The organism is Exiguobacterium sp. s63 (genome assembly GCF_018617335.1).
GTDB lineage: Bacteria > Bacillota > Bacilli > Exiguobacteriales > Exiguobacteriaceae > Exiguobacterium.
Map to the genome: position 1 here is coordinate 913,678 of NZ_JACSKB010000001.1, position 19,800 is coordinate 933,477.

Genomic DNA, 19,800 nt, shown 5'->3' on the forward strand with positions numbered 1-19,800 from the left:
GCTTGTTATTCGTCACGTGTGAAACGTCGTTGGAGATTGCCGAGCACCGCTCCTAGCGCAAGAAGCAGAATCGACAACGCCCAAAACGGGAGCGCATCTTGCAATAACCAGACGACGAGGGCACTGAAGCCAATCACGGCTCCGAGCCATAAAAAATTCCGTTGTCCCATGTCCTTCACCTCGTCCTCATCATAACACAACGATTCGATATGCCGTTGTTTGTGGCGGCAAGGAACGCGTCAATCGTTCGTCATGCTCGATTCGAACTCGTTGCCCGACAAGAAGCGGTGTCTCGTCCAAAAGAAGTCTCGTCACATGAAACACGATGCCATCAAACGGTTCCGCCTCCCGTGTCGGCGTGACCCGGATTTTCTCCTCCATCACTTCTGCTACATAACCCGAGAACGTCGCCATGCCGTCCCCCTCCTTTCCATCCCATACTTTCCATTTCCCGTTTTTTCAAAAGATGCTACTCCCTCGTTTCGAGAACAAGTATAATAGAGCCACACCAGTACTTGTGAGGAGGACACCCTATGACACAGACCATCGATTTACACACCCCAGAGTTCCAGTGCACGTTCCTTGAGATGATGCTCCTCGCAGAATTAACAGAAGCTTATAACGCTGAAGCCATCAATGAAATGGCGACACGGGGCGAGACTGCGTTCCCGGATGACCCATTCTTCCCGGCCATGCGCGCTTATCCATACATTCGAGAAGGTGACACCGAGTCAGCAAAACCTTGGCTCGATAAAGCGAGCGCGCTCGGCGATCACTACATCCTTCATATGTTGAAAGGGTACGTCAGTGAAGACACCGGATTCACGTTCGAAGCGGAACAACACTTTCTCCGTGGCGTCGAACGCTATCCCGACGTCCCAATCGTGCATCGCGCCCTTGCCGTCCACTACTTCGACCGCAAGTTCCATGGCGAGGCCGGTCTTCATATCATGAACTATGTCCGGCTTGCCGGATTCGGCCCGGACACCGTCCCGATGTTGCTCGAATTTTTCCAAGTGTTTGACGACATTCCGCTCGATATGGTCGATGAACTGATGAAGACGGCGAGCGGTTACTTAACATTAAATCCGCATGACCCGCATGCCCATTCCCTATACGCGTCCATGTGTAGCCATCGTTTCGCTGCACTGACGGCCGAGTTAAAGGACGATGACCCGCTGACCGACGAGATGATTTGGATGCTCCTTGAAGTCGAGAATCACGGGATGTGGAGTGCGACTTATGATCGTAGTGAAGAACGGATGTTCCGCCATATGTTCGCGGAATACGTCGACAACGTCATCCTGCCAAACACGTCACAACTCTATGTGTGGCGCCTACGGTTGCGATATTTGACACGTCGCCTGACACACCGCTTCACGGGTGGTTACTCTGTACCGATGTCATGAAAAAACATCACGCCAGCACGGCGTGATGTTTTTGTTTATCCGGCATATGGTTTAATCGGTCCGCGTAAGCTGAACGAGTAATCTTCCGGGTCGACAATCCCAACGACTTCATCCCCTTCAAGCAAGTCATATAGGAACTCTGCCATCTCGCGCGCCGTATGATACTTCGCGACGTTCTCGCTATAGTCGAACCCTTCCGTATCGCGAGCCCGGTCCGCGAAGCTCGTCTCCGTCGCGGCCGGCGCGAGTACTTTCGCCCGAAGTTTGGCTCCACCCTGCTTCAACTCTTGCGCAAGCCCTTCCGTATACGCACTGACGAAGAACTTCGTCGCACAATACGTGACCGAGTTTGGGACGATCCGATATCCCCCGACAGACGACACGTTCAATAGTTGCGCCCCTTCGACGTCATGATAATCGCGGACATATAGACTCGACAAGACGGTGAGCGCTTCGATATTCAGACGAATCATATTCTCGATTTTACCGAGGTCGACGTCTTTGATGAGATCCGCATCCCCGAATCCGGCGTTGTTGATCCACGTCTCGATGTCGAGATCCGCGAGCGATTCATATAAACCGTACACGTTCTCGCTATATGACAGGTCGGTCGATTTGATGATGACGTCACTATCCGACGAGATGGATTTGATCTCATCACGTAACGACTCGAGCTCTTCTTTTCGTCTTGCGACGAGCACGAGCGATTTTCCCTTTTCGGCGAGCAACTTCGCTGTCTCATAACCGATTCCTGAACTGGCTCCTGTAATGACGGTATACTTCATATTCATCCACTCCTTTTTGTCGTTTACCTTGTTGTTCATTCCCTACTTTTTAGATGATGAATCGTTTCGATGTGAACGAAAAGCCCTGACTCCGAAGAGACAGGACTTTCATCTTATGTCGTGAATCGACCAATCAACGTCTGCAGATCACTCGTCATGTTCCCGAGCGACTCGGCGACCCCGTTCAACTCTTGAATCATCGCAAGTTGGGCGTCAGCTGTCTCACCGACCGTACGCATCGTGTCGGCCATTCCTTCACTGTCTTGTGACATTTGAAGAGAGGACGTCGCGACTTGTTTCGTCGTTTCTGCAATCTCATGCGAGGCGATCCGGATACGTGACGTGTTGTCGACCGATGTCTCGAGCTGACTGACAATCTGTTCGAATGCGCGTGTCGCTCGTTCAAGCAACAACGTGTTCGTCTCGACGCGTTTCGCACTGACGACGTGTTGGTCGAGAACGGCGTTCGATTGTGCCTGAATCGACTCGATCAACCCAGCGATTTGTGTCGCCGACTGTTTCGACTGCTCGGCAAGTTTACGTACTTCTTCTGCGACGACGGCGAACCCTTTCCCTTGTTCACCGGCACGTGCTGCTTCGATGGCCGCGTTCAATGCCAATAAGTTCGTCTGGTCGGTGATGGATTGGATGACCTCGGTGATGAGGGCAATCTCGTCAGACTGTTGCTTTAGTGCCGAAATCGATTCTCCCGTCCGACGTGTCTCCCGCTCGAGTGCGAGCACCTCGTCTTTCGCCTGAGCCATCGTCGCACCACCTTCTTCGGCGAGCTTCAAACTCTGTGACACGTCATCGTCAATCGAGCCGATTGACCCGGCAATTTGACCGATGCCTTCATCTGCTGCTGCGACCGCTTGCGACGTCCCCGTCGCTTCTTTCGCCTGCTCAATCGTTTCGTCCACGATTCGGTCGATGAGACGGGTCGTTTCCTCCGTCTGCGACGCCATCTCTTCCGTGCTCGCATACAGTTCTTCCGATTGTGCCGTGATCTCCTGTGCGTTTTGGGTGACACGGTCAATCAGTTCACGCAAATTGCCTTTCATGCGGTTGAAGCCGGTCATCAATTGTCCGATCTCATCTTGCGTGAGTGCCTGAAGGTCCTCACGTGTCAAATCCCCTTCTGCCACCACGTCCACTTCTTTTGCTAAGAAACGGAGCGGTGCCGTCACCATATGGCTGATAGCATATCCGGCGCCCATCGTCAGGACGAAACTGATAACGGCGATGATGACTGAGTACCAAAAGGCACGCTGACTCGCTTCTTGGAGTTCCGTTTGCATCGTAAGCATCTTCTCTTCCGTTTCGGCCTGCAATGCTTCACCGGTCGATGAGATCGATTTCGTCACGTCCGGCATGAGACGGAACACTAAACGATCGATTGCTTCTTGGTCTTTTGAGTCGATTGCCGTGATGGCTTGAACGGCCATATCGTCATACCCATTCGCATATTCAAGTAATGATTCAAATTCTTTTCGTTCGGACTCGTTGTCCGCGAGTTCGATCAACGATTCGATGGCAACTTTCTTTTCTTCGCCACCCCGGTTAATTTGTTGTTTTCGTTCATCGTCTTGTATAAGGAGATACCCACGTACCCCATATGCCTGGCGGACCATCCCGAGTGCCAAATCGTCCGCTGCTTTCATTTTCATGACATCGTTTGAAATCATGTGTTCATACTGACTTGTCATTCGATCGAGCGTCCACAGATTATAGGCCATCCCGACCAATGTCAGAACCAGGATCAAGCCGACACTTGCCATGATTTTTTTTGATAACGTCCATTTGTTCCACATCTTTTTCACGTACTACGAGGAGTCCTCTCCTCTTCCACCTCTTTTTCTTTCTATTTTATGTACCGCCATTTTTATATCGGACGCAACAGCCTAATTTGTACCAACAATTTGAAATTCATTTACGTATTGACCTATCTTTTTATTTTTCGTGGGAGAAACAAAAAGAACCAGACATCTGCCTGGTTCTGAGACTTGCTTATAGTTTGAATTGCGCCACGCGATTCGAGAGTTCGGTCGCCCGTTTTTCCGTTTCGCCCATCTTCGCCTGAACGTCGTTGAAGCGCTCGACTGACAACTGGACTTTCTCTGAGATGGACTGCGTACCGTCCGCGCCTTCTGTCACGGTCGTCGCCACTTCCTGGATGACCCCAAGAATGTTGTCCGTCATATGGCGAAGTTGAAGTGCATTGCCTTCGAACGTCTTCGCCGTCTCACCGAATACTGTCGCATCCTGTTCGTATTGCGTCGCAGATTCTTCAAGTCGATCGTAGTCAGCCATGACTTTCGTATTGAGGAACGTCAACATGTCTTCTGAGCTCGCATTAAGTCGTTCGACCGAATCGATGACCGTGTTCGACACGTCGCGAATCTCGTTGACCGTTTGACGTGAGTTTTCTGCCAGCTTACGAATTTCGGATGCGACGACCGCGAATCCGCGACCCGCTTCCCCTGCCCGTGCCGCTTCAATCGATGCGTTCAAGGCGAGCAAGTTCGTCTGGTCGGCAATCGCTAGAATCGCCGTCGTCAAGACGCGAATCTCTTCGACTGACTGTGCTCCTTTGATTGCTTCCGCCAATTCGACTTGTTTCTTCTCGATAATTGTCACTGCTTCCGTCTTCGAGACGACGGCTTGTTCACGCATTTGGTGAGCCCGCGTCTCGACACGGTTCGCTGTTTCGGCACTTTCATTAGATAAGTCGACGATTGAATCGATCGAACTACCCATTTCTGTCGTCGAGGCACTCATTTCTTGCGATGAAGCTGCCGTTTCTTCCATACCAGCCGTCAATTCTTCGACCGTTCCCGACGTTTCTTCCATATAGTGACTGAGTCGTGTCACTTCGGCTGATACATCTTTAGAAGACGAGAGAACGACTTTTGCCGTCTCATCGACATCGATCATGATCTCGCGAAGTGTACCGAGGAACGTGTTGAACGAACGACTGACTTGCGCGATTTCGTCATTCGACGTGACGGGAATCGTCATCGTCAAATCCCCACCTTGCGTCGCAAGTTCATCGAAGCGTGTCTGGAGCGTTTGCATCGGTCGGATGATTGAACGTAACAAACTGAGACCTAGGAATAAGAGAATCGCCACAGCCCCGACCGTCACGGCAATCAATGCCATGAGGGACTGCATAAATTCACGTTCCATGTCTTTCCCGACGCGTTGTGACCCTTCTGAGTTGTAATCGACGAGGTTGCTTAATTTTTGTGTAAAGTTATCATACGTCGATTTCGACTGCGCATCATAGTATGAGCGTGCCATACCCGTGTTGCCTGTCGAACTGAACGTCAACATATTGTCCGAGACGCGTTGATACATTTCCCATTGCCGCGAGAAGTTTGTAAAGAGTTCCTTATCTTCTGCGTTTACGGCCCGCGCTTCGTACTTCGGCGCGATGGTATTGATTTCATCCCGAATCTCTTTCATCTGCGCCATGAGCTCTTCCTTCTTCGCCGCATCCTCTGAGACGATATGATCGAGCTCGAGCGTGCGATAGTTCGCAGCGAGCGTATTGAGTTCGTGGGCGTAATCGAGCCCTTTGTTCCAGTTATTGACGATGTCGTCCGCTTGACGGTTCGCGTCACTCATTGAAAATAGCGCGTAACCGCCGACGCCAATGACCATGACGAGTGAGATGAGGACGAGTCCCCACAATTTTTGACGAATCGTCAAATTCTTCCCGACATTCGTTCCGAAAGATGCCGTGCGTTCACGCTTCTCTCCGCGCTTCCACTTGAGTGTCGGTTTCCACGTCCATGTCGGTTTTCGTTTGATCCGGCTCAGTGCCTTAGACCATGTTGATTTCCATGCCATCTATGTATTCCCCTCTCAATCATGCAGTGTTTCCTATACTATCGACAATTTTCAGAAAATAATGAAGGGGATTGACCAAACTTAAAAAAGGCGACTCAAACTGCAAGAGTCGCCTTCAAATTATTCAATACACAGATTTAGTTGTTTGATTCGTTCGATTCGCAGGTGTCACGACTTTGAATGTCAGTTTCGTGCCACGTCGCTGCGTTCCGATATAGACGTTGGTCGTCGTCGAGCCGATGGACTTTTTGGCGACCAACTTACTGCCGTTGTAGACATACAGCGTGCCATACGGAACGTTCGTACGCACTGCTACCGATTTAGTCGTCGAACGGATGGTCCCCGTGCTGATGGTTGGACGGATACCCGACTTGACGATGACTGATTTCGCATCGCGATGAATTCCCGACTTCGCCTCGAAATAGAGCTTCGTCCCGGCACGTGGACGGCTGAACGTGAGCGTATACGACCCACTCGCATTCGATTTCGTCGTTGCAATGACTTTCGAACCGTTCTTTAGCGTCACGGTCGCATTCGGCAACGTCTTGCCGACCCGTTTCGTCTGTTCGTCCGTCAACGTCACCGATGGAATCGTCGCACTCGGTAACTTATATGTGAGCGTCCTTTTCTTCGACCCGTATGCAGAATAGATGACGACCGTCGTTCCCGGTTTTGCCGAAATATGATATCGGTTCGTCCCGACCATACGTGAATAGAATGAAGTGCCGCTCGGCGTCTTGTAGTGGATATAGGTATCGGTATTTGGATCTTGTGCCAGCGTAAACGTCGCAGATGATGACGTAAGGAGTACATCCTTCACCGCTAACACTTTCGGTGTGTCACTCGTTACTTTTTGCTCGAGCGTCTTCGTGTACTCTGGAAGGAAGCTCGCAACGAGTTTGATTGTCTGGCCTTCGCGTAGCGGTTCTTTCAAGTTGATGACGTTGAGACCTTTCGTCAAGCGTTTCGCCGATTCGGCTCTACCATTACGAGAAACAGCGAGAACCGGGTCTAACTTGTCATTATATACGGTAATCGTCGTGTCACCTGTTTTCGGTGGTTTTGTCCACGTGAAAGATGGGATTGGATAGATGTCAGTCACATAGGCCATCTCGTAGGGACGTTCCGTTCCTAGAATTCTGAAGAAGACCGGATAATACAACGGCTGGCTTTGATCAAATGTCGTCAATTGCGCCACACCCTGTTCATCTGCCTGCACTTCTTTCACTTTATATTCTGTCTTCGAGTTGATTTGGCGGACTTCCATTTTCGCGTGAGGAACCGTCTGTACGGATATCCCTTCCATTCGTGTAGATGTCAAAACCTTCGTCGGGTCCGTGACAACCGGTTGTTTAAGAACGACTTTCTGTTTGACCGATGCCTCTGTTGCTTGACGGTAATCTCGCGAGTCGGAAGCAAACAACTCTATTGTCTGCCCTCCCGTGATGATGCCCCTCGAGAGCGTGAAGCGTCCGGTTTCATCCGCCTGGACAGAGCCTGAACATGTGCTGTACAGCTCTTTTTCACAGAAGAGATACACGGTGGCATTCGGCGCCGTTGTTCCTGTGATGTCTCCGACCGCCCCATATTTGAAAGTAGTGTCCAATTGAAGCGGAAGCTGTTTGACCGGTTTGTAGGAGTTCCAATGGTCCAGCATGGCGAAGCTGACCTTAGTGGAGAACGATTGATCAAATGATGGAATCGTATAGTCTTCTTCGAACGGTTGCGCCGACTCGATTCGTGTCACATCCGTCGGCAATTCAGCAACAGGCACCTTATGTTCGGTCCCATCAACGGTTGTGATGGTCACCATGAGTTGATAGGCATGATTCAGCCACGTATGTCCTTCTTCCGAGTTGCCAGTAGCTTTTAACCACGTGTACATTTCTTTCGGCTTTTGCCCGAAACGTTCGATTGGCAACAACCACTGGTCGTCTTGTACGAAGTATCCATTCTCGATTAAATCGAACTCGCTATTCGTGTTGCGCGTGCGCAAGCTCGTCTCTGTGATGCGACCTTCCGCTAAATCAATTGTGACCATCGAATCATCAAACGTTACACCATAGTAGAGTCCATCGTGATAAACCAGTGATGTGAGATCATAACGGATCTGCCTGTTCAAGTTGAGCGTTTGAATCGTTCGGGTTGCGAAATCGTAAACGTATAAATGATTGGAGCCTTTCATGAAGAGTCGATCGGTCTTCGACTCAAAATTGATAGACAATGATTCATTCGGATATGTCGTTTTTCCTAGCTCCTCTCCCGTCTCAAGTGATAGGTGTGTGATCGACTTGTCAGAGGTATTGAATGCAATCAATTCATCAAGGTTCGTCCCTAATAGGAAACGTTGTCCTGAAATGAGTGGGTACGTTTTTTTGACCGTTCCATTCAGATCTGTCAACGCCCACTCGTTTTTGTACGAATCACGCCAGAGCATCACGTCTCGGCTGGCATCATACGAGACGAGTTCCGCCCGATGTGGTGATTCCAAAGAGTCGATTCGAGATGTCGTTCCGTCTCGTTGGACACGGATGAGGGGTTGATCATATTGGGGAACGGCAATCCATTCCTGTCTGTCTAGACTGGCGATCCACGAGCGGACGCCTCCGTAGCTCCCCTCGTCACCAGATGAATGCGTCGTTAAGTTCCCGGGAAAGTCGATAACGACAGTGGACTGAATGCTCGGGTTATGCAGTCGCGTCTTCCCGTCCTGATAATCTAGATAAAATGGTGATTGCGGGATCACTTTTATCGTTTCTTCAAGTTGCGTACCTGCCTCGATGACAGAAGCAGCCCATGCCTCCTGCCTTGGCACCACAAGCAATATCATCAATAGCATGATGGCATATAAAAATCGTTTCAACTTTTTACAAACCCTTCCTTAATTTATTTATTTTTTGCTACTTTAAATATAATTGTTAATTTTGATTTTTGAAAGATAATTATGTAAATAAAAAGAAGCATCGCGATGGCGATGCTTCTCGACCTTATTTCTCACTCAATACCGTCTGCGTACCTTCAATCATCTTGATTTCGGTCCATTCCATCACGTTCTTCGCGAGTGGGTCGTTGGCGACGATGAAGTCGGCGAGCGCTTCTACTTTCTGAGCATCGACCGGTTGTTTCACGTTGTTCAAGCGGAAGCGTACGACCTTATGGAATGTATCTAAAAATGAGATTTCAAGTTTTGTGTCAGTCATGGATGATTCTCCTCCTTAGGGTGTGGGTTAGACTAAATCGTATTCACGGATGATGCCAAGGTCCGCGTCCTCTTGAATGACGAGGTCGATCATGAGGCGGCCGAACGCATCGACCGTTTCTGCTGTGAGATCCGCACGAATCGGACCGAATCGTTGTGCTTTTTTCGTCGGTTTTGCCGTTTGTAGGTCATGGTGTGTCGTCAAGACGAGTGTTGCTTTCTTTTCAGTTAAGACAGCCATAGGGGGATGGCTCCTTTCGATAGGGGATTAGGTTTCTGATACGGTCGAGGTATCCATTCGCTCGAGCAGTTGGATCATGCGATCGAGCTTCGTCTCAATCCGATGCAGTAAGTAGAGCGAGACGACGATGGGGAACCCGAGATTTGAGATGAGCTCGGGCCAACTCATGTGACCACCTGCTCATCGTGCCGGGGACCGGCTGTTAGACGAGTGAGGTTGTTCATAAGTCCTCCCTGTTAATACACTAGAAATTCCTGGGCCACGATGTAGGTAGCGGATTCCACATCAATCAGTGCCTTGATCAAGTCACCGAACTGTTTCATCCGCGCCTCATCCATTTGACTTCCGAGCGGTCCGTAGCGAACGAGTTGTTTTTTCTCTTTTCCGTCGACTTGTCGCCGGGTGTCCAAATAAAACATCGTCGCTGCTTCTCGATAAGCTGCCATCTGTCTCACCTCCTTCGCCCTTATTAACCGCTTTCACGATGAAAGTGCTCATTCTATTTTTCTATAACAATAAGTGACGATAGTCCTAAATTGTCTGAATTTTTATTCATTTTTCAAATTTTGACTGCTTCTCTTGAGTTTTCATACCAATTAGGGTATCTTAATGTTCGGCAGACAACGTTCAAAAATACGTCAAAAGTCCCACGAATCATTCCCCCTCTTTGAAAAAACTGTCAGTTAAATTCTTGTAAATGGGGTACGATACGTAGGAGGGCATTTTTGAAACAACCAGTCAGTCTTGAAGAAGGAGATTTATCATATGAACAGCCTAGACATCTCAAGTATCATTTCTATTCCTTCCGCTCAACACGACTTCGACCAAGCCGACCTGACGTTTTCAGCGACCGAATGGGACACATACCGACCGGAGCAAGGAAAACCAATTTCGTATAAAGAACAACATTTGATTGTTTATCCGCTCAAGGAATTGAGCCGCGCTTTCAGTGTGGCCGGCATCCCGCGTAGCCAACAGCAGTTAATCAAATGGGAGACAGATAACGTCTTGCCACCGACCCCATTCACGTTCGGCCGGAAGCGATTCTATACGGAAAATCAGATTCGTACCATTGTCGACATCGCATTGGAATGCGGATTGCGCCCACGAACACATGTCAAAAAGACGAACTTCTCTGAATTGGCGCATCATGAATTAACGTACATATTAAAACTCGAACTAAACGCCTATGAGGCGCCTGTCGTCTGAACAGACAAAAGCCATCCGCCATGAAGGTCATGACGAATGGCTTTTTTACTCACTTTTCAGTGATCGACTGCGGCACGTCCGAACGGGACACTTCCTCGTATGAGGTAACCGTGTCTCCATCTTTCACATAGAGGCGTAAGTACGCCCCTTCCCGAAGTTTTTTCGCGGCCGTGAAGGTGATTTCCCTCGCCTTCCCATCAGACGTGAAAGCAGGTTGCGTGTATACGTATCGCTTCATCACGTCACCGTTCTCGAGTGTCGTCTCTTCCACATCAGACACCGCTTCTACTTTGACGAACAGGGTGTCTTTCCCAATTCGATTCCAATCCACCTGCGTTAGCCCTCCGATCAATACAATCGAAACTATTGCAATTCCAATCCATTTTTTCATATTTTTCTCTCCTTACCGAACCGCCGTCATGAAGCGGCGAACCGTGATGCCATAATAGACCGCATAGATGGTCGTATAGACGCCCATCCAGACGAAAACTGGTATCGTGAAATTCATGCTCAACAAGTTTGAGAACGCGACGAGCGCCACGGTCGCATGTAGAATCCCGAGCGCGAACGGGGCAAGAAACACGACGAGGATTTGTTGGCGCACCGTCCGGCGCACGTCCCGGTCGGATATGCCGATTTTCTGTAATATCGTATACTTCGCCCGATCATCCTCTGCCTCCGTCATCGTTTTGAAGTAGATGACGCTACCGGTCGCGACGAGGAAGACGAGCCCAAGGAATGTCCCGACAAAGAGAAGCGCCCCGTTCATCGCCATCGTCTCGGCGTACACGTCCGGCGCACTCGAGAACGATTCGAGCCCGAGTCCCGCTAGACGCTCGGACTGGTCACGCTGATCTTTGAACGACTCCGTGAGAGCGACATGATACGTCTCGCTCGGTTCCGTCATCGTCTTGAACATGTCGTCGGCCACAACGAGGAACGACCCGCCGAACGTCATCACGTTGAGCGGCGACTCTTCAAGACGCGTCGACACGTCAACCGTCTGTCCTGACAGTTCGACTGATTCGAGTTCTTCCGAGTAACGTTCGTCATAGAACGGGTCGACCCATACGACCTCATCCTGTTTGAACGGTGCCGGTTCTGCCACACCGAGACCTTGCAGGAGATGACGGTATGTCGACTCATCGATGACCCCGAGTTCACGCTCTCCGTACTGCGCTTCCGTCCGAATCGTCTTTTGCTCGACGCTTGATTCGAATGTCGCTCCGTCCACCTCAACCGCCTCCCCTTTCCAGGCATACGTATAAGGTGTATACGAGGCGACATTCTCTTCCGCGTAATAGTAGACGCTGAAGATGGCACCACCTGCCGTGATCGCCGTCGCGCTGATGATGCTGATCAACGTGAGCGTCTTCGCGTTCCCACGAATGCGATAGAGGAGCTGTGATGTCGTCAACAAGTTGAGCCGTTTCCACGACCAATGCTCCTTCCCTTTCAACCATGTCAAAACGAAAATCAAGACACTATGGAAGAGAAGCGCCGACCCGATGACACTCAATCCGATGATGAGCAGCGGCATCGCGAGTCCGAGCGTTTTCCACAGAGAGGACGTCATCAGATCCTGAAGGGCGAGCCAGTACGCCACTCCAATCGTGAGGACGCCCGTGAGCGCGACCCAACCTTTTGCCGTCGGCACCCCTTCCCCACTCTTATCCGCATGGAACAAATCAATCAACTTGAAGCGATAGATGACCCGGTAGCCTTGGAATGATGTGAAGAGAAACATCGCAAGAAAGACGAGGAACGTCTCAATGAATGCCGACGCCGAGAAAGCGAATCCAATCTTCAAGTCACTGTCCATCAGACGCATCAATAGTTGGAGGAGCGCGTTCGCCCCGAAAATTCCGAGAATGATCCCGATGACCAAGGACACCGCTCCGATGACGATGTTCTCGAACAAGAGCAAGAGCCCAATCTGTTTCTTCCGGACCCCGAGTAATGAGTAGAGCCCGACCTCACGCTTACGCCCTCTCAAAAAGAAGGCATTCGAGTAGGCGATGAACAGGGCGACGAACAACATCAAGATGAACGTCGACGTGCTCATCAACCCACTGATCTTCTTCGACGTTTCCGCAAGCGCACTGATCTCATGGTTATGCTTCAGTGTCGCGAACGTGAAGTAGATGACGATGGAAAAGATGGTCGTCCCGACATAGAGTGCATATCGCGACAGATTCCGTACGACGTTCTTCTTCGCGAGCTCAAATAGCGTCATCGACCGCACCGCCTTTCGCGAGCTCCTCGAGAATCGATTGGTAGAATGCGTCCCGTGAGGCGTTGCCGCGAATGAGTTCTTTCTTCAACTGTCCGTCCTGAATATAGAGGACTCGGCGACAAAAACTTGCGGCGAAGGCGTCATGCGTCACCATCATGATGGTCGTCTCCGCTTCATTCAATCGAGCAAGGGTATCTAAGAGATCGGTCGCCGACTTCGAGTCGAGCGCACCCGTCGGTTCATCGGCAAAGATGAGTTTCGGGTCCGAGATGAGCGCCCGACAAACGGCCGTTCGTTGTTTCTGTCCACCTGAAATTTGGTACGGATATTGCTCGAGAATCCCTTCGAGCCCGAACCGTTTCGCCAATCGCTCGACCTTTGCGCGTGTCTCGTGAACCGGCGTCTTCGAGACGGCGAGCGGGAGCAACATGTTTTCCCGGACCGTCAATGAATCGAGCAGGTTATAGTCTTGAAAGATGAACCCGAGATGATCACGCCGGAAATCGGCGAGCGCCTCCTCGTTCATCGATGCAATGTCGTCACCCTCGACTAAAATCTCACCTGACGTCGGTGTATCGATTGTCGCGAGGACGTTGAGTAACGTCGACTTCCCAGCCCCGGACGGTCCCATGATTCCGACGAACTCCCCATGCTCAATGGTGAAGGAGACGTCATCGAGCGCTCGGAACGTCGCGTCCCCTTTCCCATATGTCTTTTGAATCGCTTTTACTTGTAATAATGTTTCCATGTTCAGCACCTCTTTCTGTCCCTTACATTACGCCCCCTGTCTTAACCCCAACTCACGCGTACCTTACAAAATCCTTACGTGATATGCTTAGAACGAGGTGATGACGATGGAACAGCCACGGATTCTCATCGTGGATGATGAACAAGACTTATGTACGTTGATTCAACGCGCGCTTGAAAAGGAAGGATTTCATGAGATTCGGACCGCCCACACGTTGAAGGACGGGTTGGACGTCTTCGAGACGTTTCGCCCTCACTTGGCGATTTTGGACGTCATGTTGCCGGACGGGGAAGGCTATCAGCTCTGCCAACAGATGCGGGCGCAGTCCACTATCCCGATCCTCTTCCTATCTGCCAAATCGGAAGAAGTCGACAAACTGCTCGGCCTCGCCATCGGTGGAGATGACTACATCACGAAGCCGTTTAGCCCAAAAGAAGTCGCATTCCGCGTAAAGGCACAGCTTCGACGAGTGTCGATGATGGAAGCGCCGATGGAAAAGACGACCGTCGGCCCCTTTCACATGAATGAAGACGAGACGGAAGTGTACGTGAACGGGGAACGACTGGAATTGACGGCGAAGGAAGTCGGTCTCCTCGCCTGCTTTTTACGCAACCCGAACCGGATTCTCAGCAAGGAGACGCTCTTCACGCAAGTGTGGGGTGAGTCATTCTTCGGATCGGACAACACCGTCATGGTCCATATCCGACGTCTGCGTGAAAAAATCGAACCGAATCCATCCGAACCGACGTATATCAAGACGGTCAAGGGACTTGGCTATCGGTTGACGGTGTAAGGAGCGGTCATGATGAAATGGAAACTGACCGGTCGCTATTTGTTGTCGATCCTCCTCATTGTCGCGCTCGTCGTCTTCTTGAACATTTCAATCTTGTTCGGTCTCCTCGTCAATGACCGGACGGGACTTGACGATGTGGAAAGCAACTCCGGAGAGACATTTACCCGAAACTTCAGTACGTATCTTTCGCTCAAAGATGGTGAACCTGTCGTATCAGAAGCGGGGCGCGAGGCCCTTCGCCAGTCTGGTGCATTCGTCCGCTTTTTAGATGAGACGGGACGAGTCGTCAGCGAGATCGACGCCCCGAGTGGACTACCGGACGCCTATTCTCCGATTGAACTGATTCAAATCTATAAATATATGGATGACGACCTCCGACTCTATTTCATCGGGGAATATGAATCGTACAGTTATCTCATCGGTGTGCCAGAGGCAAGTGAACGTCGGGTGCTCTTCATGTTAGACGAACAGGCGGTTCTTTCGTATATCACAAAGGCGCTCCTCTGGATACTCGTCGTCGATTTGCTCGTCGCCGCCTTGATCGGTGTATTGTTCAGTTCACGATTGACGCGCCCCGTCTACCGCTTGACCGAGCGGATTCAGCAACTGAAACACCGCGACTTCTCGACCGCTGAACCGAAACGTGTTGGCATCTATCGCCCCGTCTTCCACGACTTGAATGCCGTCTCACAGACACTCCAAACGTATGAACGTCAGCGCGCAGAACTCGATGACCGTCGAAAAGAATGGATGAGCAACGTGTCTCATGATTTGAAGACGCCACTCGCCTCCATCCAAGGGTACGCCGAACTGCTCGACGATGATTCGCTCGACGACACCGAGCGCAGACAATATGCCCATGTAATCGAGCGTCAAGCTAAGTATATGAAGGAACTGCTCGACGATTTCAATTTGACGATGCGTCTGCAGCATGGTGACTTCCCACTTACCCTCGAAGAGACAAACCTCGAGCCGTTCGTCCGTGAAGTCGTCATCGACGTATTGAACGACTCTCGCTTCAGCGAGCACCACATCGAGTTCGAGGCCACTCAAGCAGCGACCGTCTTGCTCGATCGGCACTTTATGAAGCGGGCCTTGCTCAACTTCTTGTATAACGCGTTAATTCATAATGACGAGTCCGTGCACGTGACCGTTCGAGTCGACGATGATGTCGTGACGGTTGTAGATGATGGACACGGGATTGCCGAATCCGAATTACCTTATATCTTTGAACGCTATTACCGGGGCACGAATACGGACGACGCACGCGGAAGCGGCCTCGGCATGGCCATTTCACGGGACATCATCGAAGCCCACGGCGGGAAGGTCGAGGTCGACAGTACACTCGGATACGGTACCACGATTCGAATCACATTCACGGCATAAGAAAAAGGGACGCTCAGGCGTCCCTTTTCTGTGTCGTATAGTCAGCAATCCATCTTTCGAGTTCTTCAAGCGGTAACGGTCTAGAGAAGTAGTATCCTTGCATCTCGTCACAACCGAGTTCGCGCAACGCGTTCCACTGTTCGATTGTCTCGACCCCTTCACACACCGTCTTCAAATTCAACCCACGCGCCAAGTCGACAATTGATTCGACGATGACGTTTCCGGTCGGGTCATTTTCAGTCACTTGAATGAACTGACGATCGATTTTAATTTCATGGATCGGATAGTGCTTTAAATAGACGAACGCCGAGAACCCGGTCCCGAAGTCGTCAATCGAAATTGAAAATCCTTCTTCTCGGAATGCGATGAAACGATCGATGACGTGTTGCTGGTTTTCCATCCCCACACTCTCCGTGATCTCCAAGGTCAAATAGCTCGTACAGACCCCTTCTTCCCGAGCGATTTGGGCAAATTTTTCGACGACTCCTTCAGATAGAAAATGTCGTGCCGATAAGTTCAGCGCGAGCTCGTAGCGGTCTCCCCGATTGTGCCACTGTTTCAACTGCCGGCAAGCCGTTACGAATGCCCATTCTTCTAAATCGATGATGATTCCTGTCGATTCAGCGAGTGGAATGAAGTCAAGCGGTGGTACAAGCCCTCGTTCTGGATGATTCCAGCGCATCAATCCTTCGAATCCCCTCAGTTCTCCCGAGGACGCATTCACTTTTGGTTGGAAATAGAGTTCAAATTGACCTGCGAGCACCCCGGTCCGAAGATTCATTTCTAACAATAAGCGTTCGGATGCCTCCTGTGCCATCTCTTCTTCAAAAAACGCAATGACACCCCGTTTCTCATCTGCTTGACCTGCCACGACGCGGGTCGTATGAATCATATCTAACGTAGAGCGACTCTCCTTCTCGATCGAAATGAAGGCACTTGTGGTCAAGACGACATCCAATTCATTAATTCGATAAGGAACTCGCGTGACTTGCTCACATAAATGTTCCGCAATCGAACGCACTTTTCTCCGTTCGCCATAAGGAATCCAAATGACAAATCCCGATTGTGACGTGCGCGCAATTCTTGATTCATCGATGACCTCTCGCAACCGTCTTGCCATCTCTTGTACGATGAGATCAGACGTTTCGGTACCAATCGCATCCTCAATCGATCGGAAGTCGTCTGCACGAATATAAACAATAGACCCTAAAAATCCTCTCGTCTGCTGACGCAATGCATCGACTTCATCGACAAACGCATACTTGTTCATCAACCCTGTTAGCTCGTCCGTATAGGCTAACTGATGAATTCGTTCATCCACTAACCGTCGATCGAGCCGGAAATACAAAATTGCGATAAAGTCTGTGAGCGTACTGACGATTAATTCCTCAAGGTAGTTCCACTCTCGCGGTAAAAATGTCTCGCAACAAACGACACCTTTGGCACGATTGTTCGCATAAATCGGAGCATCGAGCATCGAATGAATGCGTTGGCCTTCCACAAAATATTCTGTATAGAGCTCCTTCACCCATGGGTGATTTCGAACATCCTCGAATGCAAGAACCCGCTCCGTCTGTAGTGCGTCAAAATAATCCGGCGCAAGTTCACGATACACCGTCAACTCTGGATAATGCGTCCCTGACTCGTGAGAATACGCGACTTGACATGTAATGGATTGATACGATGGATCGAAGTGCCAGATGGACACCGTATCAACCGCCAGCATATCGGCGACGATTTCACACATATATCGAATGGCTTCCTGTACCGTTTCTTCGGTCACAATCGGCATTCGTACGAGCTCGAACAGTTTCTCTTGATGTTTACGATATGTTCGGTTTGAAAAGTTCTTCTCGACCATGTCTCTGCTACCTCACCCATTTTAATTTGACCTAATGATAGCACGAAACATCTCCCCTTACGTTTTCCAAAATTCAACAGAAAGTCAATACTTCCTTCTTTTTCGAATCGATTAAATATCCATTTTTACCCATTTATAAATTATTGACCTGCTTTTAAAGAAAGGGAGGTGTATTGACCATTTGAACCATTGCTTGTGCATTTCATCTCGCCTTACAATGAACTTGTATTGTTTCACTTGTTGAATGATTTCGTTCTCACTCTTTTGAAAGGATGTGACGCTATGAATCCAAAGTCTGGTCTCACCTATTCATTCGCGGCACTTGCAGCAATCAGCCTAGTTGCTCAGGCGGATGAAGTGTCTGCGGCGAGCACTCACACCGTGCGTTCGGGTGACACGCTCTGGTCCATCAGCCGCTCATACGATTTGTCCGTTGCAACCATCAAATCATTGAACGGTCTCTCTTCCGATCACATTCGCGTCGGTCAAAAACTGAAGCTCACAGGCAGCCCCTCTGCTGGGACAGGTGGTTCCTCATTAACCACGACGAGCACGAATCGTGTCACGACGACACACGCATTGAACTTGCGAGTCGCCGGTGGAACGTGGCATCGCGTTCTTTTGACGATTCCTAAAGGTACGACGCTCACTCCAATCCAAACGAACGGATCATGGACGAAAGTCAGTCACGGCGGACAAACCGGTTGGGTGCATAACGATTACTTGCAAAAGGCATCGACCTCTAGTAGCACTGACAAACCGACAACGGTCACGCCGAGCACGACAACGGCACAAACGAAAGCAAACTTGAACCTTCGTTCCTCGAAATCGACGAAGACGACCGTGTTGATCACCATTCCAAAAGGAAAGACGGTCACTGTCCTATCAGTTGAAGGGTCTTGGTCAAAAATAAAGTATGGATCGAAAACGGGATATGTCGCCAATACATATTTAACGACATCAGGAGAGGCGACACCGACGAATCCGAGCACAGATACATCTCTCAATCAATCGTTCGTCACGACCGCGAACTTGAACGTGCGCCAAGGTGCCGGAATCGGCTACGCTCTCGTCACAACGATTCCGAATGGAACGGTCGTTCAGGCGACGAAACAGTCCGGTAGTTGGTACTATGTCACGTATAACGGGAAATCCGGATACGTGAGTGCCGGCTATTTGAAACAGACGTCCACGACACCGAGTGACCCGGCTCCGAACGAAGGAGATGCCGGTGCCGGCAATGTGGCTGTCGATTACATCGTCAACACCCCATCCTTGAATGTCCGTTCGAGTTCATCGACGAACGCGACCATCATCGGGAGTGTCAAAGCGGGACAGACGTTACGCGTCGTCCAGTCCTCGAAAGGCTGGCTACAGATTTATTACGGCAATACGGTTGGATTTGTCGCCTCGGCTTATGTGAAAACCGTCCCGAAAGGCTCGGCAGACGGTCCGTCTTGGGTCGAAGGATCTTATGACGCCAACTCGTATTATACGTACTACCCGACATCGATTCGGTCCCAGGCGAACGAGTCGAGCAACACGGTCGGTTCGACACTGCGCGGGGAACTGTTGAATGTGATCGGAGAGACGGCGACCCACTATCGCCTCTCGTCAGGATTCGTCGCAAAATCAGCTGTCACCGAAATCAAAGGACAAAGCGCCCAGTCGACACGGCTTTCGACCATCCAGGTGGCCAAGCAATATGTCGGCACACCGTACGTATGGGCGTCGTCTAGCCCGACAAACGGTGGATTTGATTGTTCCGGACTCATCTATTATGTATTCAATCAATCCGGTGTCAGCATCCCACGGACGAACGTGGCCAATTATTGGAGTGGCGCTTACTTCGGATCACAATTACCGAAGTCGTACGTCCCTCAAGCAGGCGACCTCGTCTTCTTCGAGAACACGTATACCGCAGGACCGTCACACATGGGCATCATGATCAATTCCGATACGTTCATCCATGCCGGTTCATCTGGATTAGGATACAACCAAATCAGTAAAGAACCGTATTGGCAGTCACGCTTACTCGGTTATAAGCGACCGTGACTTTGGTCACGCTAAAAAACCCGACG

General features: G+C 50.3%; 19 protein-coding genes. 5 read left to right on the plus strand and 14 right to left on the minus strand.

Features of this window, described 5'->3' with window-relative positions; all coding sequences use genetic code 11:
• Positions 1-5: 5 nt before the first annotated feature.
• Together KNO90_RS04585 and KNO90_RS04590 are read right to left on the minus strand one after the other, a co-directional pair.
• The gene (locus KNO90_RS04585) at positions 6-170 is read right to left on the minus strand and encodes a hypothetical protein (RefSeq protein WP_214741954.1); all 165 of its coding nucleotides are present in this window, start codon (positions 168-170) and stop codon (positions 6-8) included.
• Positions 171-189: 19 nt separating this feature from the next.
• Positions 190-414: a YobA family protein gene (locus KNO90_RS04590; RefSeq protein ID WP_214741955.1), complete on the minus strand. Its 225-nt coding sequence runs from the start codon at positions 412-414 to the stop codon at positions 190-192.
• A gap of 119 nt (positions 415-533) precedes the next feature.
• On the opposite strand from KNO90_RS04590, the gene KNO90_RS04595 reads away from it, so the two are divergent.
• A complete protein-coding gene (locus tag KNO90_RS04595; RefSeq protein WP_215113110.1) occupies positions 534-1,409 on the plus strand; it encodes a hypothetical protein in 876 nt (291 codons plus the stop codon).
• A gap of 35 nt (positions 1,410-1,444) precedes the next feature.
• Here the strand turns inward: KNO90_RS04595 and KNO90_RS04600 are convergent, their stop codons facing one another.
• The 8 genes from KNO90_RS04600 to KNO90_RS04635 all read right to left on the minus strand — a co-directional run bounded on the left by KNO90_RS04600 (position 1,445) and on the right by KNO90_RS04635 (position 9,932).
• Entirely contained in the window at positions 1,445-2,194 is a 750-nt protein-coding gene (locus tag KNO90_RS04600) for an SDR family NAD(P)-dependent oxidoreductase (protein WP_214741957.1), read from the minus strand.
• A 113-nt stretch (positions 2,195-2,307) separates the two neighbouring features.
• On the minus strand, positions 2,308-4,005 hold the full coding sequence (locus KNO90_RS04605; protein ID WP_215113296.1) for a methyl-accepting chemotaxis protein: 1,698 nt from the start codon (positions 4,003-4,005) through the stop codon (positions 2,308-2,310).
• A gap of 196 nt (positions 4,006-4,201) precedes the next feature.
• A complete protein-coding gene (locus tag KNO90_RS04610) occupies positions 4,202-6,046 on the minus strand; it encodes a methyl-accepting chemotaxis protein (RefSeq protein ID WP_214741959.1) in 1,845 nt (614 codons plus the stop codon).
• Positions 6,047-6,170: 124 nt separating this feature from the next.
• Positions 6,171-8,909 carry a hypothetical protein gene (locus KNO90_RS04615; protein ID WP_215113111.1) on the minus strand — a complete coding sequence of 913 codons (2,739 nt, stop codon included), beginning with the start codon at positions 8,907-8,909 and terminating at the stop codon, positions 6,171-6,173.
• 124 nt (positions 8,910-9,033) lie between these two features.
• Positions 9,034-9,246, minus strand: coding sequence for a DUF2922 domain-containing protein (locus tag KNO90_RS04620; RefSeq protein WP_214741961.1), 213 nt, complete (start codon positions 9,244-9,246; stop codon positions 9,034-9,036).
• 27 nt (positions 9,247-9,273) lie between these two features.
• Complete coding sequence (locus KNO90_RS04625; RefSeq protein WP_214741962.1) at positions 9,274-9,486, minus strand: hypothetical protein; 213 nt, start codon at positions 9,484-9,486, stop codon at positions 9,274-9,276.
• 27 nt (positions 9,487-9,513) lie between these two features.
• Positions 9,514-9,654 (minus strand): YvrJ family protein, encoded by a 141-nt coding sequence (locus KNO90_RS04630; protein WP_012727209.1) that lies wholly within the window; start codon positions 9,652-9,654, stop codon positions 9,514-9,516.
• A gap of 68 nt (positions 9,655-9,722) precedes the next feature.
• Positions 9,723-9,932 carry a hypothetical protein gene (locus KNO90_RS04635; RefSeq protein ID WP_214741963.1) on the minus strand — a complete coding sequence of 70 codons (210 nt, stop codon included), beginning with the start codon at positions 9,930-9,932 and terminating at the stop codon, positions 9,723-9,725.
• Between the two features lie 319 nt (positions 9,933-10,251).
• Here KNO90_RS04635 and KNO90_RS04640 point away from each other — a divergent pair, with 319 nt between their 5' ends.
• Positions 10,252-10,695, plus strand: coding sequence for a MerR family transcriptional regulator (locus KNO90_RS04640; protein ID WP_214741964.1), 444 nt, complete (start codon positions 10,252-10,254; stop codon positions 10,693-10,695).
• A gap of 49 nt (positions 10,696-10,744) precedes the next feature.
• Here the strand turns inward: KNO90_RS04640 and KNO90_RS04645 are convergent, their stop codons facing one another.
• From KNO90_RS04645 to KNO90_RS04655, 3 genes are read right to left on the minus strand one after another with little or no spacing between them, the layout of a single operon-like run.
• Complete coding sequence (locus tag KNO90_RS04645; RefSeq protein ID WP_215113112.1) at positions 10,745-11,086, minus strand: YxeA family protein; 342 nt, start codon at positions 11,084-11,086, stop codon at positions 10,745-10,747.
• A 12-nt stretch (positions 11,087-11,098) separates the two neighbouring features.
• The gene (locus KNO90_RS04650) at positions 11,099-12,931 is read right to left on the minus strand and encodes an FtsX-like permease family protein (RefSeq protein ID WP_215113113.1); all 1,833 of its coding nucleotides are present in this window, start codon (positions 12,929-12,931) and stop codon (positions 11,099-11,101) included.
• Positions 12,918-13,679: an ABC transporter ATP-binding protein gene (locus tag KNO90_RS04655; RefSeq protein WP_031422457.1), complete on the minus strand. Its 762-nt coding sequence runs from the start codon at positions 13,677-13,679 to the stop codon at positions 12,918-12,920. The genes KNO90_RS04650 and KNO90_RS04655 overlap by 14 nt, the downstream gene beginning before the upstream one ends.
• A gap of 106 nt (positions 13,680-13,785) precedes the next feature.
• On the opposite strand from KNO90_RS04655, the gene KNO90_RS04660 reads away from it, so the two are divergent.
• Together KNO90_RS04660 and KNO90_RS04665 are read left to right on the plus strand one after the other, a co-directional pair.
• Positions 13,786-14,472 carry a response regulator transcription factor gene (locus tag KNO90_RS04660; protein ID WP_214741967.1) on the plus strand — a complete coding sequence of 229 codons (687 nt, stop codon included), beginning with the start codon at positions 13,786-13,788 and terminating at the stop codon, positions 14,470-14,472.
• A 12-nt stretch (positions 14,473-14,484) separates the two neighbouring features.
• A complete protein-coding gene (locus KNO90_RS04665; RefSeq protein ID WP_353048475.1) occupies positions 14,485-15,858 on the plus strand; it encodes a sensor histidine kinase in 1,374 nt (457 codons plus the stop codon).
• A gap of 13 nt (positions 15,859-15,871) precedes the next feature.
• On the opposite strand, the gene KNO90_RS04670 is transcribed toward KNO90_RS04665, so the two are convergent.
• Positions 15,872-17,719, minus strand: coding sequence for a sensor domain-containing phosphodiesterase (locus tag KNO90_RS04670; protein ID WP_214741969.1), 1,848 nt, complete (start codon positions 17,717-17,719; stop codon positions 15,872-15,874).
• A gap of 282 nt (positions 17,720-18,001) precedes the next feature.
• Between KNO90_RS04670 and KNO90_RS04675 the strand changes: the two genes are divergently transcribed.
• Positions 18,002-19,774: a C40 family peptidase gene (locus KNO90_RS04675; RefSeq protein WP_214741970.1), complete on the plus strand. Its 1,773-nt coding sequence runs from the start codon at positions 18,002-18,004 to the stop codon at positions 19,772-19,774.
• Positions 19,775-19,800: the final 26 nt, after the last annotated feature.

Bases quoted from the DNA above. Each gene is read 5' to 3' on its own strand.
- KNO90_RS04585 (WP_214741954.1), bottom strand. From the start codon at position 170: ATGGGACAACGGAATTTTTTATGGCTCGGAGCCGTGATTGGCTTCAGT.
- KNO90_RS04590 (WP_214741955.1), bottom strand. From the start codon at position 414: ATGGCGACGTTCTCGGGTTATGTAGCAGAAGTGATGGAGGAGAAAATC.
- KNO90_RS04595 (WP_215113110.1), top strand. From the start codon at position 534: ATGACACAGACCATCGATTTACACACCCCAGAGTTCCAGTGCACGTTC.
- KNO90_RS04600 (WP_214741957.1), bottom strand. From the start codon at position 2,194: ATGAAGTATACCGTCATTACAGGAGCCAGTTCAGGAATCGGTTATGAG.
- KNO90_RS04605 (WP_215113296.1), bottom strand. From the start codon at position 4,005: ATGTGGAACAAATGGACGTTATCAAAAAAAATCATGGCAAGTGTCGGC.
- KNO90_RS04610 (WP_214741959.1), bottom strand. From the start codon at position 6,046: ATGGCATGGAAATCAACATGGTCTAAGGCACTGAGCCGGATCAAACGA.
- KNO90_RS04620 (WP_214741961.1), bottom strand. From the start codon at position 9,246: ATGACTGACACAAAACTTGAAATCTCATTTTTAGATACATTCCATAAG.
- KNO90_RS04625 (WP_214741962.1), bottom strand. From the start codon at position 9,486: ATGGCTGTCTTAACTGAAAAGAAAGCAACACTCGTCTTGACGACACAC.
- KNO90_RS04630 (WP_012727209.1), bottom strand. From the start codon at position 9,654: ATGAGTTGGCCCGAGCTCATCTCAAATCTCGGGTTCCCCATCGTCGTC.
- KNO90_RS04635 (WP_214741963.1), bottom strand. From the start codon at position 9,932: ATGGCAGCTTATCGAGAAGCAGCGACGATGTTTTATTTGGACACCCGG.
- KNO90_RS04640 (WP_214741964.1), top strand. From the start codon at position 10,252: ATGAACAGCCTAGACATCTCAAGTATCATTTCTATTCCTTCCGCTCAA.
- KNO90_RS04645 (WP_215113112.1), bottom strand. From the start codon at position 11,086: ATGAAAAAATGGATTGGAATTGCAATAGTTTCGATTGTATTGATCGGA.
- KNO90_RS04650 (WP_215113113.1), bottom strand. From the start codon at position 12,931: ATGACGCTATTTGAGCTCGCGAAGAAGAACGTCGTACGGAATCTGTCG.
- KNO90_RS04655 (WP_031422457.1), bottom strand. From the start codon at position 13,679: ATGGAAACATTATTACAAGTAAAAGCGATTCAAAAGACATATGGGAAA.
- KNO90_RS04660 (WP_214741967.1), top strand. From the start codon at position 13,786: ATGGAACAGCCACGGATTCTCATCGTGGATGATGAACAAGACTTATGT.
- KNO90_RS04665 (WP_353048475.1), top strand. From the start codon at position 14,485: ATGAAATGGAAACTGACCGGTCGCTATTTGTTGTCGATCCTCCTCATT.
- KNO90_RS04670 (WP_214741969.1), bottom strand. From the start codon at position 17,719: ATGGTCGAGAAGAACTTTTCAAACCGAACATATCGTAAACATCAAGAG.
- KNO90_RS04675 (WP_214741970.1), top strand. From the start codon at position 18,002: ATGAATCCAAAGTCTGGTCTCACCTATTCATTCGCGGCACTTGCAGCA.